Origin of the sequence: Leptolyngbya sp. FACHB-8 (genome assembly GCF_014695575.1) — a bacterium.
Lineage (GTDB): Bacteria > Cyanobacteriota > Cyanobacteriia > Elainellales > Elainellaceae > Vacuolonema.
The window spans coordinates 131,447-149,199 of the sequence record NZ_JACJOO010000075.1; the positions used below are offsets into that span (position 1 = coordinate 131,447).

Consider the following 17,753-nt stretch of genomic DNA (forward strand, 5'->3'; position numbering starts at 1 on the left):
TATGTTGCGCGCGCTAACTCCTGCCTGTATTGCAGCTTTGACGTTGACGAGTCTGGTCGGAGCGTTCGACTCTGTCGTCCCCCTAAGCATGACTCCCTCAGCTCTGGCCCAACCTGTCATACCTGACACCACCCTGGGCAATGAGTCCTCAACCGTTATTCCTCTGCAGCCTGGAAATGTTCAGATTGGTGGTGGTGCCCAACGGGGCAGCAATCTGTTTCATAGCTTCCGCGACTTCAATGTACTGGAGGGAGGCAGTGTCTACTTCCAAAATCCTGCCGGCATTGAGAACATTCTGGGCCGGGTGACGGGAGAAGATGCTTCGCGAATCTTTGGCACATTGGGGGTGCTAGGAGATGCCAATCTATTTCTGCTCAATCCTAATGGTTTTATTTTTGGAGAAAATGCTCGTCTGGATGTGCGGGGTTCGTTCTTAGCAAGCACAGCGAATCAATTCACGTTTGCCAACGGCAATACCTTCAGTGCCGTCAATCCTGCAGCACCACCTCTGTTGAACCTGAATATCACACCAGGGCTGCAATATGGAGCCAATGCTACCTCCGGCGACATTGTTAATCGAGGCCGACTCTACGCACCTGGTGACTTCACCCTGGCAGCCAACAATCTCAACTTACAAGGGCAACTTTGGTCAGGGGGAAACCTGACCCTACGCGCACGCGATACCCTTCAAATTCGCGATCGCCCAGCCGCTCCATTTGTCGCCGCCGCTCAGGGGCGCATGGTGTTACAGGGCAACCAACAAGTGGATATTTTTGCCCTGGGGCACACTGACAGCGGATTTTGGGCCGGGGGAGACATTCGCTTGCGATCGGCCAATCGGGTCGGGGGCGATGCCCACTATTACAGCGGCGGTAATTTTCGTGTTGAGCAGTTGGATGGAAGCCTGGGCACATTGTACAGTCCTTACGACCCCGTCGTCCGTTCCCTGGGGAATGTCAGCTTTGACTCCTACATCGGCAACTCGCTACATATTCTGGCCGCAGGGAGTGTCAATGTACCGAATTTCATCCAAATTCTCAACCAGGCCGCACCGGGCGAAGCGGTGTTGATTGAACCCAATCTGCGCCTCTCCAATGGAGCCGCGTTTCCCATTAATGGTCTGACGGAACCGACGCTGGATATTCGGGCTGGAGTTGATCCCGACGTGGTTGGAATTGAAGCCAATTCAGCGCCGGGTAACTTCTTCAACCTGGCAGTGACGCCACCTCCTATCACCCGTGCCAACATCAATGTCGGCACGATTATTTTGGGCACCGTCGCCTCGGCAAATCTGCCCCCTGACTTCCTACAGGGACGTATTCTGCTGACCAATCGATACGCTCCTGATTTGACTAATTTTGTACCCGGCAACATCCGCATTGCCGACACCCAGGTGGATTTGCCCAATAACCCCGATTTAAATGGGGCAGCCATTCGCGCTGAAACACCGGATGGTGGCGGCTTCATTGCCATTGACTCGCGCGGTAACATCAACATTGCTGGACGCATTAACGCCAACGCAGTGCCAACCGGAACAGATGCCAATGGCAATGCGACCTATGCGGCTGACGGTGGAAATGTCACCCTGTTAGCCAACGGCAACATTACGTTTGAAGCGGGCAGTGGGCAATTTCGCACAGGGGTTAATTCGGTAGGGGCCTTGGGGGGCGACATTACCCTCCGAGCGCTGGGGAATATTACCTTACGCGGCAACAGCTTTATTGACAGTACGAGTGCCAATAGCGATCGCCCCACCGCCTTCAACACCATCCGCATTGAATCGGTCAATGGCTCCGTACGGTTGAATCGTGCTGGCATCAGTGCCATGAACACGGGCACAGGTTTTGCTGGAGATATTTTTGTAGACGCCCGCCGTCAGCTCGACCTGCGTAACGAAAGCCGGATTGCAGCCGATGGTAACTCCGGTCGCATTTTCCTGGGTAGCACGTCCACTCGGTTGAATAGCGATCGCACCGCTCCCAATCGGATTCTGCTCGACAACAGCACCCTGAGCACAACGAATAGCATTATCAACGGGGCGCGCGACGCCGGAGACATCACTGTCCGAGGCCGTAACGTTTTTCTGCAGAACGAAAGCTTTTTGTCTGCCGATACATCCGGGTTTCCGGCTGGCACTGAAGCCATTGGAAACGGAGGAAATATTAATATTCTCAGCCAAAATCTCCAGCTCACAGGCGGCTCGGAGGTGCTGACACAAACTTTTGGGGCCGGTAATAGCGGCAATATTTTCGTGGGACCCATCAACCCTCTCGCTCCATCCTTTGTGCTGATCTCTGATGTGGCGCCACTGTCCTTTGAGGTTGTGGATCAGCCAGATGGAACGCAGGAGGTAGTGCCAACTGGGGGATTTTCCAGCGGTTTCTTCTCCACCACCGAAACGAGTGTGCAGGACGATGGCACCCTTGTGGTCGCGACCGGCAATGGGGGCAACATTCGAGTGCGAGCCGGGGTTCTGCGACTTCAGAATGGAGGCGTTATCAGTGCGCGGACGCGATCGCTCGGTGACAGCCAAAACATCGATATTCGGGTGGGTCGATTGAATATCCGCAATGGTGCCCAAATTCTCTCAGCCTCGCTGTTTACAGACCCCAATGGCAACGCGGGTGACTCGGTCAGTAGTGCGGGCAACATCATCATCCGGGCAACGGATGAGGTGTTGATCAGCGGCTATGACCGCGCCTATAACAGCCGGTTTACAAATCTCCGCAATGCCTTTAACAGCGTGACCCAAAACCCAGTCACCGCTTTTCAACGAACTCAGCAAACCATTGATCCCATCAGCCCTTACAGCGGTTTACATGCTACAGATTTGTATGGCTTCGGGGAAGCAGGCCGCATTACGGTGATCTCGCCCACCACGACCCTGAGCAATCTAGCCAGCATTGATGCCACCACCCGAGGCAATTTGGATGGCGGGAACATTACCCTGCGTACTCAAGACCTGCAGATAACGGGCGGGGCAACCATTACCTCGGCTACCACCGGAGGTTTCCGCAATCCTCAAAATAATGGCGGCACCGTCACCTATACCCCATCAACAGGGAACGCAGGAAACATTATTATTCTGCCACTGGATCCAAATCAGCCTTCGTCCATCAGCATTTTGGGGGTAGCTCCTGCGGTTTTGCCCGATGTAGATGCGAATGGCAATCCGGTTGTTACGCCCGGTGGGTTTTCCAGTGGTTTGCTCGCTACTACCGAGCGTTTTTTCCTGGATCAAAACACCATTATCACGACCGAAGGAGATGGCGGCAGGATTAGGCTGGGTACGGCTCAAAATCCCTTTACCAGCATCAGGTTGGAGGATGGCGCAGTCGTTGGCAGCCGTAGCCGCTCTCTAGGAGATGCCGGGGATGTGGTTGTCCATACCGGAGATTTGTCTCTGACAGGAGGTAGCCAGATGGTTTCTTCTACTTTCGGATATGGCAATGCCGGGAGTGTGCGAATTTATGCCGCAGGGCAAGTGCAGATTTCAGGAGCGGATGAACAGTTTGGGGCTCGCTCTGTGGCCGTTACCCAGGCCATTCAGGACCAGGCGATCGCCCAGGGTATTACTCTCACTCCTGAACAGATTTTGGATAACTCCAGAGGGTTCATTACCCAAACCCAAGCATCCAGAACCGAAGGTATTGCCCCCAGTGGTATTCAGAGCCTCGCTGCGTTTGAGCAAACCGCCTCGGATCTGGATGATCCACTCAGTGGCAATATTCGGGTGGAGGCGGATGCGATCTTTTTGGGCGATCGCGCCGAAATCAACAGCGAAAGCCGTAACTCTGACCGCACCGCTTTTAGTAGCGTTACCCTATCGGCCCGAAGCGGCCCCGTTGTTCTCGACAACAGCCTGGTCAGTACCACCAACTTCGGGACGCAATATGCCGGGGATATTTTTATAGCATCCCCCACCGACATTCGGATCGAAAACCGCAGCAACATTTTCAGCATCGGAAACTTTGGCCGCATCTTCGTTGGTAATGGCCTGATCAACCCCAATGATATTCACATCAGCGGCGGTTCCCAAATTCGCACCGATAACCAGAACGCTGAGGGATTTGGCTTCTCAGGGGGGCAGCAGGCCGGGCGCATCTCCTTCCGTGCGAACGACGACATTGAAGTAGAGGACCGTCTGACGCAAATATCCAGTGCCACATTTAATCAAGCCGATGCAGGGGCTATTTTCTTCCTGGCCGGGGATGATGTTGTCATTCAGGATGGTGCCACAGTCTTTACTACCGTTGAACAGGGGGCACAAGGCAGTGGCGGCCGAATTGATGTCGAAACCAATGACTTCAGCCTGCTCAACGGTTCTCAGTTACAGACTCAGGTGAATCGAAATGCGCGAGGCAATGCCGGGGCCATTCTAATTCAGGCCCAGGATGACGTCCTAATGGATAATAGCGCTATGTTCACCAGCATTGCCCCAGGAGCCATCGGGGCAGGTGGCGTTATTGCGATTGGGGATGCGCTTTTTTCTGGAGATAATCTCGTAGGTGTTAACCCCGCTGATTCGGTAGTGCTACGCAATGGTGCTCAGTTAATTGCCAATACAGAAGGGGTAACCGAAAATTCCAATGCAGGCGATGTGCTGATTGTAGCCAATCAAATTACTCTAGATGGCGTCAATGAGCAGGGCTTTCCGAGTGCCCTTTTCAGTGGTGTTGGGCTCGGAGGGCAAGGAAGCGGAGGCGACGTTCTCCTCAGCGGTGCTATCACGCGGACAAACAATGGCTATGACTTCCAGCCTGCGGATCGGATCACCATTTCCGATGGCGCATTAGTCACTGTTAGCAGTTATGGCTTCTCCCGAGGCCGGATTGTTGGTCTGGCGAGGAACGATCAACAACAACAACGGGCAGGCAACATCGGCATTTCAACTCGTTTTCTCGATCTAGACAATGGCCGAGATAGCCTGAATACCGAGCGAGGCATTTATGCCGAGACTGGCGTCGGCGGTGGCGGCAACATTACCGTGAACGCTGACGGACTAGTGGTGCTGCGGGGTGCAACGCGCATCTCCACAACCGCCGGACGCTTTGTGCAGCCAGGTGACGGCGGCAACATTATCGTAAACGCGACAGAAGACGGATTTATTCTGGCAGAGCCCTATGGCAACAACGACATTACCGCAGACTCCGTCGTTCGTGAAGGAGGGCGGGTCGAGCTCACGGCCGATCAGGTATTTGGGTTGTTCTTCCGCACCCGTGAAGAACTGCTCGATGAACTCAATCCAGATAATCCCCTGGATCCTGACCGTTTACCGACGAGCGATGTCACGGCCATTTCCCAAACGGATGCATCTCTCGATGGCGACGTGGTTTTAAATGCCGACCGAGTTGATCCCGCCCGAGGCTTGATAGAACTGCCCGCAGGCGTTGTGGATGCCACCGATCAAGTAGGCCAGGTATGCCCCCGTGGCCCCAGAGCAGCAGAACGGCTCGGTCGCTTTGTTATCACTGGGCGGGGTGGGGTTTCCTCCAGCCCCATTGGGGTTATGGATGATGCCGGCATCCTGACAGACTGGTTGGAAGATGGAAATACTTCTCCTGTTGAGAGCTCGACCGCTCAGGAGGGCGTGACGGCTCCTACAGAGCAAATGTCACTCGTGGAGGCCGATAGTTGGGCGATCGCCCCTGGTGGCCAAATACGCCTGGTAGCCAATACCCCTCACAATCCCCCTGTAGGTGACGAGCACCAGGGTTCTTGCCTATAAAATGCCCGACCAGGAGAAACGCAAGAGGGAGTAGGTGTGCCGTACCCACTCCCTCTTACTCAAACAAGTATTGCTCAGCGCATTTCTTGTTTTTTCTTTCCTTGACTTTTCTAGAAAACGTCCTTAAAAAGGTTGAAGCTTACGCGTAATTAGTTCATGAATAGAGAGAGTAACTGTTAAGGCTAATTTCTTGTGAGTCGCAAACGTCTACCCGAAACGACCGCCTATGTGCGCATTACCCATCAGTCCTGGCAGAATGGCCGGATCGAAGGCGAAGTGAGGGCTAATGATTATGAATGGCAATTTCAGTGGCGCTTTCGGCAAGGGGAACTGGTGGTAGAACCGTCTCTTGGACGTGCTCTGATTAAAGATCCCTTAGCTCGCTTTTTGGAGCGCAGCGATTACCAGTTGGAGCCCGGAGGAGATTACTCATTTACGATTCGGGCTGATATCTAACATCGGCCATTCTCCTTTTTTCCTATCCCGCCCCCAGGCTGGAAATCGTAACAGATCGCACATGCTCCCTAATATACCCGACCCCGGAAGCAGCAATTCTCAGTATGGGCTTCAAAGCTGAGAGTTCGTGCCCTTCGGGCACGAACTCTCAGCTTTGAAGCCCGAAAATAGCCCGTCGAAGGCGGGCTATTTTCGGGTTGGATTTCAAAATGAGAATTGCTGCCCCGGAAGTCCTATTTTTGTGCGTTTCGTTTACAAAAATAGGGCTTCCGGGGTCGGGTGCAAGAACGATGTTTTCACAGACAAAATGATCCGGTTTTAAGTAGATTTCAATAGCTAAAGGATATAGCCATTGTCTAGCTCCCTAAGAGTATTCCTCAGGATACTCTCAGGGGGTTTCCCTTACGTGCTGAAATCCTGGTGATAGGGATATTCATGGTATCCCTATCACCAGGATTTCAGCCTGTAGACGCGGGATAACTAGGACTGCATAGCGGAAATCAACCTATGTTTGGTAGTGGGGTGCAAAGCATCTCACCACTAAACATAGGCAAACTTAAGATACCAAGTACTCGTACTTTGCCCAGAAATTTTTGAGGGGTCTACGACCCATCAAAAATTCCTTAAATTTAATTATTAAGTGTGGGCTTACCCCACACTTAATAATCGACAGACCACTAGGACAAATTAGACCTCTGCTTGTTGTCGCTCCTCGTCTTCGATCGCCTGGATGGTCAACAGCAACTGTTCCTCCAGTTCTTCAAACTCCTCCTCAGGAACATCTCCCATATCAAAGGCCAACTGTAGGGCAAGAAGTTGCTTTTTCAGGTTTTCCTTCTCGTTGAGATGGGGTTCTGCCTGTTCCAAAATCTTCTCAGCAATCCAGGAAATCCCATTGACGGGAGCCAAAATGGGAGCGGCAAGTAGGTCAAGAAACATAGGGCTTACTCCAGCTGGGCAAAGTTGAACGGTGCAGTGAAATTGTTGTAGCGAATCTTCAGGCGGCCCTCAAATTGGTGATCCAATTCCTCGATCTTGTGGCCAAAGTCCAGTTCATCGTCCCAGGGAATCAGGTAAGCGGCGTTGTAAATCATGCTTTCCGTCATAGGGTCGTTTTCTACCATGGCGATCGCCATCGGGTTCAACAACTGCCGGAATGTCTCAATAATCTCCTGCTTGCGGGCCTCCATCGCCTTCTCGATAGCCTGCCCAATACGCACGATCTCATCCATGCTGAGGGTTTTGCCCTCCAAGAGATCGCGCTCCTGGCGTAAGGCATCGTTTTCGGCCATTAGGGTTTCGAGTTCGCGATCGCTTTCCCAAGACAGTTTCACCCCGACTTCCCGCCGTCCTTCCAGCCGGATAAAAAGTTGCCTCAGAGTTTCTCCCTGGGGGTTGAGCAACTGCGTTTGTACCGTTTCCCAAGCATCAATGATCAACCCAAATTGAAGGGGTAACAACGTGCGATAGCCGTGCTCCATCGCCTGTTCTAAGACCCGCTCATGGCCCAGCAAATTGCGGCGGCTCGCCAGATAACGCTCCTGTTGCGCCTCCGAGTAGAGGAATACGAAGCCGTCCAACGAGTGGGCGTGCACAGGTTGCTTATCTAAACCTTCCAGAGCTAAGTGACGGGGGCCAGGCTCCGGAAAGATGCCATAGAGATAATGTCCGAATCCCATAAATTGCCATTTCGATACCTATCTTGAGAGTACCCAGCCCAACCTGCTCCATCCGCATAACTATGGATAATTGCAATGTTTTTTCTGGCGCGATCGCTCCAATGGCTATTTCTGGCGTTGCAAATGGATGTATTTTCATATCTGTACCAAAACCGAGAACCGTTGTTTCTACGTTGCGACGAAAAACAACAATTCTGGATTTTGGTGTTAGAAAGTTGCGAGATGTGGGTATTACTTGTCTCTAATAGCACCAGCAATTCTCAGTATGGGCATCAAAGCCAAGAGTTCACGCCCTACGGGCGTGAACTCTTGGCTTTGATGCCCGAAAACCGCGCGCCTTTGGCGTGCGGTTTTCGGGCCTGATTTCAAAATGAGAATTGCTGCAATAGCACACCAAAGATTGGCTTTTTCCAGAACTCACGTTACCCTTATGACAAATTTTTAAGCTCTGGAAGGGGTGAAAGTCTATGGCACGAGCACGAAACGGAGCGACTGGCTTTTTTCGAGATTTTCGGGACTTTCTCAATCGCGGCAACGTGGTGGAACTTGCTGTTGCCGTTGTAGTAGGAACAGCATTTGGGCAGGTTGTGGAGGCGATTGTGAATTTAGTCAGCACCGCAGTCCTCAACCCGGTACTGCAACAACTTCAAATTGAGCGTCTGCAAGACTGGCCCCTGGGTTCTGTAATTGTTGCCGTTATTAACTTTCTCCTAATTGCATTTCTGGTGTTTTTGATTGTGCGTGTGGTTGAACGGTTTAAGGGACGCCCGCCTGCTGGCCCCGATCCTGTAGAAGTACAAAGCCGTTTGGCAGATGCTGTAAATCGCCTGGTCGATCGATTGGAACAATAGCCGAAGACCTCTTTTATAGAGCTTCTCATCGGGGTGCATTACAGTTGAATTGGTAAGGTATCCAGTAACCTCCATCAATTCAACCTTTGTATTCCAATTATTCCGTAATGTTTGGAAGTAGAATTCTAGTCTGACCTGGTATGTGGAATTTTCCAATCTAGTCCTCTGTCAAGGAGTTTTTGAGTGAGTCTGCGACCCCTCAAAAACTCCTCAAATTTCATGTTCAAGTGTGGGGTTAACCCCACACTTGAACATTGACAGACCACTAGTAGGGATGTGGAATTTCACCTCACCTTCCTCTCTCGTATCTCACCCGATTGAGAAGAGGTGTAATTTTTCATTTAGTCATACTTCCTACTTAAGCAATACGGATGAGCCAATAGCCCTAATTTTTCCCGCTGCTAAATAGAGTTCTGCAATAGATGCGCGTAGTTTCACATCTTATTTCATAGCTTTATTCAGTACCACCTCATTTTTCAGTAAGGTACAGGAGGCGATCGCTCCCTCGACTCATCCATAATGAAGAGCGATTCATCCCACATTTCCTTATGAGCGAGCCGCCGTCCATCCTGATCGTTGATGACGAACCTAATAATTTTGATGTCATTGAAGCATTTCTACTTCAGGAAGGTTATCAACTTCACTACTGCTCCCTGGGCTCCAACGCAATCGAGAAATTATCAGTATTCTGCCCCGATGTCATTCTTCTGGACGTGATGATGCCCCAGATGGATGGGATTGAAGTATGCCGCCACATCAAAGCAGATCCAGCCTGGCAATCAACGCCTATCATCATGGTCACAGCCTTAACCGCAAAGGAGGATTTGGCCCGTTGTCTGGAGGCCGGAGCGGACGACTTCATTAGCAAACCCGTCAATGCTCTAGAACTCCGTGCCCGTGTCCACTCGATGCTGCGAATTAAACAGCAGCACGACCATTTGGAACGACTGCTACAACTGCGACAAGACATGGTGTGCTTACTGGAGAGCACTCTAGATGGAGTAAGGGGAAGTATTACTCGTTCTTTACCCCATGAATTCAACACACCTATCAATGGCATTTTGGGAGCTATTGATCTGTTATTAAATGCTCCAGAAAACTTGGATCAGAGCGAGCGAGAGGAACTTCTCGGCTTAATTCAAAAATCTGCAAAGCGGATGAATCGGCTGATTCAAAACTTTTTGATCTATGGGCGATTAGAACTGATTACTAGTGACCCAGAAGCCATTGAAAAAGCCAGGGGCCAAACCCATATTACCCCTGCTAAGGTATGGATTACGACCAGTGCCCAACGGCTGTCTGAGCAGGCAAAGCGCCAAACAGATATAACCTGCACTATCGAGGATAGTATTCTCTCCATCTCTGAGAAAGACCTTCAGAAAATTACAGAAGAATTACTCGATAATGCCCTAAAGTTTTCTCAACCCGGCAGCCCTATTCAAGTTGTCGGAAAACCTGTCGGTGAACTCTTTCATCTGTCCATCCTGAATTATGGACGGGGTATGAGTGATGAGCAAATTGCTCAGATTGGCGCTCTAGTTCAATTTGACCGAAAGAGTTATGAGCAACAAGGTTCTGGCCTTGGCCTAGCCATCGTCAGCAAAATGATGCAACTCTATGGTGGGACATTCTCCATACAGAGTGAGACGAATGGAAGAACAACTGTAGAATTGGAAATACCTGTTTTAGCCGATTAACTCCATAGCTCAAACATCTTCTGAGAACTACCTACATTAGGGGAAATGACTAAATATTCCCTCTAATGTAGGTAGTTCGATTCTTATTAGGGTGATAGGTTCTACCCATCACCCTAATAAGAATTTGTCAATTATGAAATGAGTGTGACCATGGAGCAAGAGCGTGTGGGCATAATTACATAAAAAATGCTGTACCACTCGCGATACAAGCAGCATAGCGTTTTGAACTTTATGTGTAATTGAGTTGAGCTACTCCATCACCAGGAAAGTTTCTTAAATAGCCAGCAGAGTTTGTTATTTCTTTGCCTTTTGGGCGAACACTAAGAGCGTTATTGGGTCAACCTTGCCAGACCCATCTTTGTAATTCCAGTGGGACAGGTCTATGGCTTCTAGCCAGGTTTTTCTGGTTGAGGCGGATACTCAAACGCAGGCCACCCTTCAAGCAACCCTTGAAGGGTGTGGATGGGTCTGTGAGGTAGCTACTCCCGACGGGATAGCGACAAACGATGCCAGAACTATTGCGCTACTAGCATCCTGCCGAGTTGCTCTACTGACGAGCAGCATGGGGGCAGAAGCGCTACTTCCCATGCTGGCCCACTGTATTCATGAAGGCATTGCTGTAGTCGTTGGTGTTCAGCCAGGAGAAGAGGACTTAGCTCTGGCCTGCCTTGAGCAGGGAGCGGCAGACTACATTTTGCAGGACCCGAACAATGGCTATCTGAAACTGCTAGGGATAAAGCTCCGACGGGTCATGGAGCAGGCGAGCGCCCCAGAACACTACCACACCGAAACCCCACCGCAATGGCTGCTGGCTGGCACCGTTCCTGTAGAGTTGAAACCTCAACAGGCTCTAGCAGTGCAGAATGTCAGCCAGTCCCTGCTTCAGAGTATTTATGAGGGCACGGCTGAGTCAATCTTCACCATTGACCTCTCACCCGATGGAGAATTCTATTACAGCGGGCTAAATCCGGCCCATGAGCGGCAAACGGGTTTGTCTAATGCCGACCTGTGTGGCAAAACTCCTGAAGACATCCTGCCATCCGAAATGGCTCAGGTGGTGCGGCAGCGTTATGAAACATGTTTTCGAACAGGGGAGCACCTGATTTACGAAGAGCACCTTCCATTTCAGGGAAAAGATTTGTGGTGGCTCACACGGTTATCGCCACTGAAACGGGAGGACGGCACTGTCTACCGCATTGTCGGTTTTACCACCGACATTACCGAGCGCAAGCAGATGGAACAAAGCTTGCGCCGCAGCGAAGAAATGAACCGGGCTCTGGTACAAGCTATTCCTGACTATCTCATTCGGATGCATCGGGATGGCACCTATTTAGATATCCGGAACCGGGGCAGTATTCACCTGTTCAACCCTGCAGCCAGTGTACCTGGATCGCACCTCAACCAGAGCCTTCCCCCAGATCTAGCAGAACGTCGCCGCTACTACACCGAGCAAGCCATTCACACGCAACAGCTGCAAACCTATGAGCAGAAGGTGGAGATGCAGGGTGCATGTTATTACGAGGAGGTGCGCATAGTTCCCTGCAGTGGGGATGAGGTTCTCATCATCATTCGGGATGTCACCGACCGCAAGCTAGCGGAGCAAGCACTGCTGGAAAGTGAAGAGCGTTTCCGGCAAGTAGCGAACAACATCAACGAGGTGTTTTACCTGTCAGACCTGCGTTGCCCCCAAATGTTATACGTCAGCCCAGCCTATGAAACCATTTGGGGCCGCTCCTGCCAAAGTTTATATGATTCTCCGGCGTCATTTCTAGAAGCAATTCATCTGGACGATCGCCCCCAAATCCTCTCTGCCCTTGAGCAACAAACCCTGGGTCAGGCAACGCATTGTGAGTACCGGGTTGTGCAGCCCAATGGTGGTGTTCGGTGGGTGAGCGATCGCAGTTTTCCCATCCGCAACGAGGCAGGCGAGGTATACCGATTCTGTGGCATTGCCGAAGATATCACCGAACAGCACCAATCCACTGAAACACTACACAACCTGGTAGAAGGGGCGGCAGCAACTATCGGGGAGAACTTCTTCCCAGCCATGGGGCACTACATTGCTACAGCTCTCAATGTGCGCTACGTCATCGTTAATCGCACTCAGGGACATTTTCAGGAAACATTGCTGTTGTGGGCCGATGGCAAAGTTTGCCCTAACATTCAATTTCCAACCAATACCGTTCCTTGCGGTGTCACGATAGCCCAGGGTCAGTACTACTGCCCGCAACAGTTGCAGCAACAGTTTCCAGATGCCCCTGTACTGGCAGACATCGGTGCCGAGTCCTATTTTGGGGTCGTGCTTACCCGGAGTTCGGGGGAAGTCATCGGAACCCTCTGTGTTGTGGATGACAAGTCTTTCACCCGACATGAGCGGGCAACCGCTATCCTTCGGGTATTTGCGGCGCGGGTCAGTGCCGAACTGGAACGGCAGGAAGCGATGGTGGCACTCCATCAGCTCAACCAGGATTTAGAATTCCGCGTTAGCGAACGCACTGCTGCCCTGCAACGAGTGAATAACAAAATGCAGCAGGCGATCGCCCAACAGCAACACCTGGCCGAAGAGTTGCAGAACATGAGCGATCGCCTGAGCCTGGCCATCACCTCAGGCGGCATCGGCATCTGGGAATGGGACATTGTCCAGAACAGCATTGCTTGGGATGACCGCATGTACGCGTTGTATGGCGTCAAGCGGGAAGACTTTGGCAGCGCCTATGCAGCCTGGCTCCACGCGATTCATCCCGATGACCGAGCCGAAGCGCAACAGGTTTCAGAGCAAGCTCGCCGAGGTGAGCGCGATTACAACACCGAATTTCGGGTTGTTCACTCAGGTGGCTCCATTCATTACCTCAAAGCCCATGCCCTGGTGCAGCGTGACGAGCAGGGTACTGCCCTCCGCATGATTGGCATTAACTACGACATCACCGAGAGCAAGCGCGATAAAGCAGCCCTGGAACGTCGGGAACAATATCTGATGACCCTGGTGGAAGTTCAGCAGCAACTGATTGGTAGCCAGGGCATCCTTTCCGGTTATCACAAGATCTTGGAGCATCTAGGGCAACTTTCTGGGGCCTCGCGGGTTTATTTGTTCCGCAATCATGATGATGAAGCCGGACAGTTATTCAGCAGCCAGCAGGTGGAGTGGTGTGCCGAGGGCGTTATGCCCCAAATCCACAACCCAGCCCTACAAAATCTTCCGCTGCAAGCCTTATTGCCACGCTGGGTTGAGGTTTTGTCCCGGGGAGAGGCGATTAGCAGCCGTGTCATTGACCTGCCGGAATCGGAACAGATTATTCTGAAAACACAGGATATTCTCTCCATTATGGTCTTGCCATTAATTGTGGATGGGGTGTTCTGGGGGCTGATTGGATTTGAGCGGCGCGATCGCGAAGTTCTCTGGGAAGCTTCGGAAACCCATTTACTGCGATCGGCAGCCTGGACTTTATCGCTCGACCAGAAGCGGCGACAGTCGGAAATCGCCTTACAGGAAAGTGAAGCTCGCTATCGAGCCATTCTCGAAGCCATGCCCGACCTGTTGCTGCGGCTGCACCGAGATGGCACCTGTCTGGATTGTATTTTGCCGGCTCGTAGCCCTAGCGACCGTTTTTTGGAAGTGCATCAACACATCTCAGAAGTGCTGCCTCCCGAACTGCTGGAATACCAGCTGGCAGCAATCCATGCAGCCATTACGACTGGAGAACTTCAGATCTACGAACACCAGTTCACGAAAGATGAAGGGTGCGTTGGCGAAGAAATCCGTGTTCTGGCTATTAATGAAGATGAGGTGCTAGTGGTCGTGCGGGATATTACCGCGCGTCTACGAGCTGAGCTGGAACTGCAACGCAACCGAGATTTGCGTGATGCCTTCTTTGATGAATCGACCGATGCTCTGTTTCTGGTTGATCCTGAAACCGATTTGATCACCAATTGCAATGATCGGGCCGTCGAGATGTTTGAGGCCGAGAACAAAGGTGACTTGCTTAATATTTGCGGCAATTTGTTGCAGCGCTATCCCTTTCCCGTCGAGGAACTGGAGGCGATCGACCAGGAAATGCAAAGCACTGGGTTCTGGAACCGGGAAATCGAATATGTCACTCAGAAAGGTCATGTTTTCTGGGCTAGCATTGCCGGAACCCAAATTTCTGTGGCCGGGGCCGTTACCCAACTGCTACGCCTGACCGACATTAGCCATCGTAAGGAAATTGAGTTTCGCCTGAATCAACAGGTGGAAAAAGAGCATTTACTGATTTCCATCTTGCAGCGGATTCAGGAGACCCGGGATGTTAATGCCATTGTAGAGACCGCCGTGAAAGAAGCCCGCGCGCTCATCCAATCGGATCGTGTGCTGGCCTATCAGATTTTTAGCGATCGCTCAGGACAAGTGGTTGCTGAGGCAACGGCCCATCCCTGGCAACGAGTACTGACCGGTGAACTCTCTCCAAAAGCCTTTTCAGAGGCCTGCTACGAGCTCTATCTGCAGGGCAACATTAATGTCGTAAATGATCGCACCCAAACTCCCATCACGGAATACATGGTGGAGTTTATGGATGATTTCAACGTTCAGGCCAAGCTAGTGGTGCCCATCGTGCAGCAGGAGACCCAGCAATTATGGGGACTTTTGATAGCCCATGAGTGTGCAACCCCCCGCCAGTGGCAACAGGAGGAAATCACGCTCCTGCAACAACTGGCCGACTATCTAGCCGTAGCAATTCGCCAATCTGCCCTGTATTGCCAATTAGAAGTAGAACTCAACGAACGCAAGGTAGCTGAAACCAACCTGCAAAATGCCAATCAGGAATTGCAGTCCGTTAACGTCCAGTTGGCTCGGGCAACCCGTCTCAAGGATGAGTTTTTAGCAAGTATGAGCCACGAACTACGAACTCCCTTGAACGCTATTTTAGGGATGTCTGAGGGGTTACAGGAACAGGTATTTGGTAGCCTGACTGCAGCGCAAGGGAAGGCGATCGCCACCATTGACCGCAGTGGTCGCCACTTGCTCGACCTGATTAACGACATTCTTGATTTAGCAAAAATTGAATCTGGCAAATTGGAACTTCAAGCTTTGCCAACCTCCATTCGCGACCTCTGTCTCTCCAGCCTCAGTCTGATTAAACAATTAGCTCATCAAAAAAACATTCAATTAGATATTCAGATTCCGGCTAATTTGGGCACTATTCGAGTAGACGAGCGACGTATGCGCCAGGTCTTGCTGAACTTGCTGAGCAATGCCGTCAAATTCACTCCAGAGGGCGGCCGAGTTACCCTCGCCATTACCCTGGACGACTTGCAGGAAAACATCCAGTTCAACGTCATCGATACCGGAATTGGCATTGCCGCAGAGGATATGGCGAAGTTGTTTCAATCTTTTGTGCAAATCGACAGTCGGCTGAACCGCCAGTATGCTGGCACTGGGCTGGGCCTGGCACTGGTTCGACGAATTGTGGAGATGCATGATGGAACGGTTGAGGTCAAAAGTAGTCTGGGACAGGGCAGTCAATTTATTGTGACATTGCCCTATCGCACAACCAATTTAACCTTCTCCGCAGGTTCCTGGGAATCTTCATCGCCCCCTCCATTCGTTGCTGGAGTCGAGACGCCGGAAGACCCATCGAAACATCGGCCCCTGGTACTGCTTGCCGAAGACAATCAGGCAAACATCGACACCTTTAGCAATTACCTGACGAGTTGCGGGTATCGCATGCTAACAGCACTGAATGGGCATGAGGTGATGAATTTGATTCAGGCTCACCACCCTGATGTAATTCTGATGGATATCCAAATGCCGGGAATTGACGGACTGGAAGCAACTCAGCGGATTCGATCACTACCGGGAATGGAAGCGATACCGATTATTGCACTGACAGCACTGGCTATGCCTGGGGATCGCGATCGCTGCCTGGCTGCTGGAGCTAGCGAGTACCTGACGAAACCGATTCGGCTGCGGCATCTGGTCGATACTATCGCTCGATTTTTATCCCGCTAGGAGCATCACGTTGTATGGGTAACCAAAGTTTGGGTAAGCGCCCATCTCTTTTAATCGTCGATGATGAACTCGACAATTTTGATGTCCTCGAAACCCTCCTGCTGCGGGAAGGCTATGACCTCCACTATGCCCCTCATGGCGTGGCGGCTTTAGCATTTCTAGAAAGCTCACCACCCGATGCCATACTACTGGATGTGATGATGCCCGGGATGGATGGCATTGAGGTGTGCCGACGCATCAAATCCAGCCCGACCTGGAACCATCTTCCCATCATTATGGTGACAGCCCTCACGGCGAAGGAGGATCTTGCCCGCTGTCTGGATGCCGGGGCCGATGACTTCATCAGCAAGCCGGTAAATGCCCAGGAGTTGCGCGCCCGTGTTCGCTCGATGTTGCGGATTAAACAGCAGCACGACAACTTACAAAGCGTCATGCAATTACGGGAGGACATGGTCAACATGATGGTGCATGACCTACGCACTCCCCTGGCGATCATCCTCATGGCCGCGTACATCATGAAGATGCCCGATCGCACCCCTGAAGAACTGGATAAAAATGTTGATCGCATTGAGCAAGCCGGATATCAACTGCAATCGCAGATTGATAGCCTGTTGCTCATGGCAAAACTAGAATCAGGGACGATGGCACTGAATCGGACGAGCGTTGACCTACATCATCTCTGTCTGGCAGCGGTCGATGAGTTTGAGGGAATTGCCAGCCAGCGTCAGGTAACCCTTACGGCTAAACTGCCACCTGCTGGTCATTTGATTACAGTCGATGCCAATATCTTTCGCCGAGTTATCGACAATCTTTTGTCAAATGCTATCAAGTTTTCCTGCCTTGACAGTGAAGTAGTTTTAGAGATGGAATATCTTAGCTCAGGAAACGCAATGATCCGAGTGAAGGACTCTGGTTTTGGCGTTAACGCCGCGGTGAAGCAAAGTATTTTCGAGAAGTTTGAAATTGGTACATTTCTTGAAAATGTGCCTCAAATTGGCTTGGGGCTGGCGTTTTGCCGAATGGCGATTGAAGCCCATGGCGGCAAGATTACTGTAGAAGACAATATTCCCCAAGGGGCTATTTTCTCGGTGTACTTGTAAGTTCACAATTCCAGCAACAAGTAAAAAACGGTTCTAAGCCCATATATAACCCTTTCTGATCGGATGGGGTATGAGAGATGGATGTGGGACGAAGTTTCACATCCATCTCTCATACCTCACCCGATCAGAAAATACTGTAAATGGTACAAAACAGTTGATTGATAACGTGCGATGTATTGCTTATATGTTACGCAGGACTTGATAAATCCCATCCCTGGAGGATGTTTAGAGTTTAAATTTCTTGTAGGCTAATCCACGG

The 17,753-nt window shown here is 51.2% G+C and carries 9 protein-coding genes; 7 read left to right on the forward strand and 2 right to left on the reverse strand.

Annotated elements, in window-relative coordinates:
- Nucleotide 1: 1 nt before the first annotated feature.
- Both H6F91_RS21205 and H6F91_RS21210 read left to right on the forward strand, forming a co-directional pair.
- Nucleotides 2-5,728 (forward strand): filamentous hemagglutinin N-terminal domain-containing protein, encoded by a 5,727-nt coding sequence (locus H6F91_RS21205; RefSeq protein ID WP_190771298.1) that lies wholly within the window; start codon nucleotides 2-4, stop codon nucleotides 5,726-5,728.
- Between the two features lie 192 nt (nucleotides 5,729-5,920).
- Nucleotides 5,921-6,184: a DUF3146 family protein gene (locus H6F91_RS21210; protein ID WP_190771297.1), complete on the forward strand. Its 264-nt coding sequence runs from the start codon at nucleotides 5,921-5,923 to the stop codon at nucleotides 6,182-6,184.
- 687 nt (nucleotides 6,185-6,871) lie between these two features.
- Here H6F91_RS21210 and H6F91_RS21215 read toward each other — a convergent pair.
- Nucleotides 6,872-7,123 carry a gas vesicle protein GvpG gene (locus tag H6F91_RS21215; RefSeq protein WP_190771296.1) on the reverse strand — a complete coding sequence of 84 codons (252 nt, stop codon included), beginning with the start codon at nucleotides 7,121-7,123 and terminating at the stop codon, nucleotides 6,872-6,874.
- Between the two features lie 5 nt (nucleotides 7,124-7,128).
- A complete protein-coding gene (locus H6F91_RS21220) occupies nucleotides 7,129-7,863 on the reverse strand; it encodes a GvpL/GvpF family gas vesicle protein (protein WP_190771295.1) in 735 nt (244 codons plus the stop codon).
- Between the two features lie 75 nt (nucleotides 7,864-7,938).
- Here H6F91_RS21220 and H6F91_RS21225 point away from each other — a divergent pair, with 75 nt between their 5' ends.
- From H6F91_RS21225 to H6F91_RS21245, 5 genes are all read left to right on the forward strand, one after another.
- The gene (locus tag H6F91_RS21225; RefSeq protein WP_190771294.1) at nucleotides 7,939-8,226 is read left to right on the forward strand and encodes a hypothetical protein; all 288 of its coding nucleotides are present in this window, start codon (nucleotides 7,939-7,941) and stop codon (nucleotides 8,224-8,226) included.
- Between the two features lie 104 nt (nucleotides 8,227-8,330).
- Nucleotides 8,331-8,714, forward strand: coding sequence for a large conductance mechanosensitive channel protein MscL (gene mscL, locus H6F91_RS21230; protein WP_190771293.1), 384 nt, complete (start codon nucleotides 8,331-8,333; stop codon nucleotides 8,712-8,714).
- Between the two features lie 548 nt (nucleotides 8,715-9,262).
- The gene (locus tag H6F91_RS21235) at nucleotides 9,263-10,411 is read left to right on the forward strand and encodes a hybrid sensor histidine kinase/response regulator (RefSeq protein ID WP_190771292.1); all 1,149 of its coding nucleotides are present in this window, start codon (nucleotides 9,263-9,265) and stop codon (nucleotides 10,409-10,411) included.
- Between the two features lie 382 nt (nucleotides 10,412-10,793).
- Nucleotides 10,794-16,394, forward strand: coding sequence for a PAS domain S-box protein (locus H6F91_RS21240; protein ID WP_190789461.1), 5,601 nt, complete (start codon nucleotides 10,794-10,796; stop codon nucleotides 16,392-16,394).
- A 14-nt stretch (nucleotides 16,395-16,408) separates the two neighbouring features.
- On the forward strand, nucleotides 16,409-17,494 hold the full coding sequence (locus H6F91_RS21245; RefSeq protein ID WP_199307966.1) for a hybrid sensor histidine kinase/response regulator: 1,086 nt from the start codon (nucleotides 16,409-16,411) through the stop codon (nucleotides 17,492-17,494).
- The last annotated feature ends 259 nt before the right edge of the window (nucleotides 17,495-17,753 follow it).

Excerpts from the sequence above, each read along its gene's own strand:
- H6F91_RS21215 (WP_190771296.1), bottom strand. The coding sequence starts at position 7,123 with ATGTTTCTTGACCTACTTGCCGCTCCCATTTTGGCTCCCGTCAATGGG.
- mscL (WP_190771293.1), top strand. The coding sequence starts at position 8,331 with ATGGCACGAGCACGAAACGGAGCGACTGGCTTTTTTCGAGATTTTCGG.
- H6F91_RS21235 (WP_190771292.1), top strand. The coding sequence starts at position 9,263 with ATGAGCGAGCCGCCGTCCATCCTGATCGTTGATGACGAACCTAATAAT.
- H6F91_RS21245 (WP_199307966.1), top strand. The coding sequence starts at position 16,409 with ATGGGTAACCAAAGTTTGGGTAAGCGCCCATCTCTTTTAATCGTCGAT.
- H6F91_RS21220 (WP_190771295.1), bottom strand. The coding sequence starts at position 7,863 with ATGGGATTCGGACATTATCTCTATGGCATCTTTCCGGAGCCTGGCCCC.
- H6F91_RS21240 (WP_190789461.1), top strand. The coding sequence starts at position 10,794 with ATGGCTTCTAGCCAGGTTTTTCTGGTTGAGGCGGATACTCAAACGCAG.
- H6F91_RS21225 (WP_190771294.1), top strand. The coding sequence starts at position 7,939 with ATGTTTTTTCTGGCGCGATCGCTCCAATGGCTATTTCTGGCGTTGCAA.
- H6F91_RS21205 (WP_190771298.1), top strand. The coding sequence starts at position 2 with ATGTTGCGCGCGCTAACTCCTGCCTGTATTGCAGCTTTGACGTTGACG.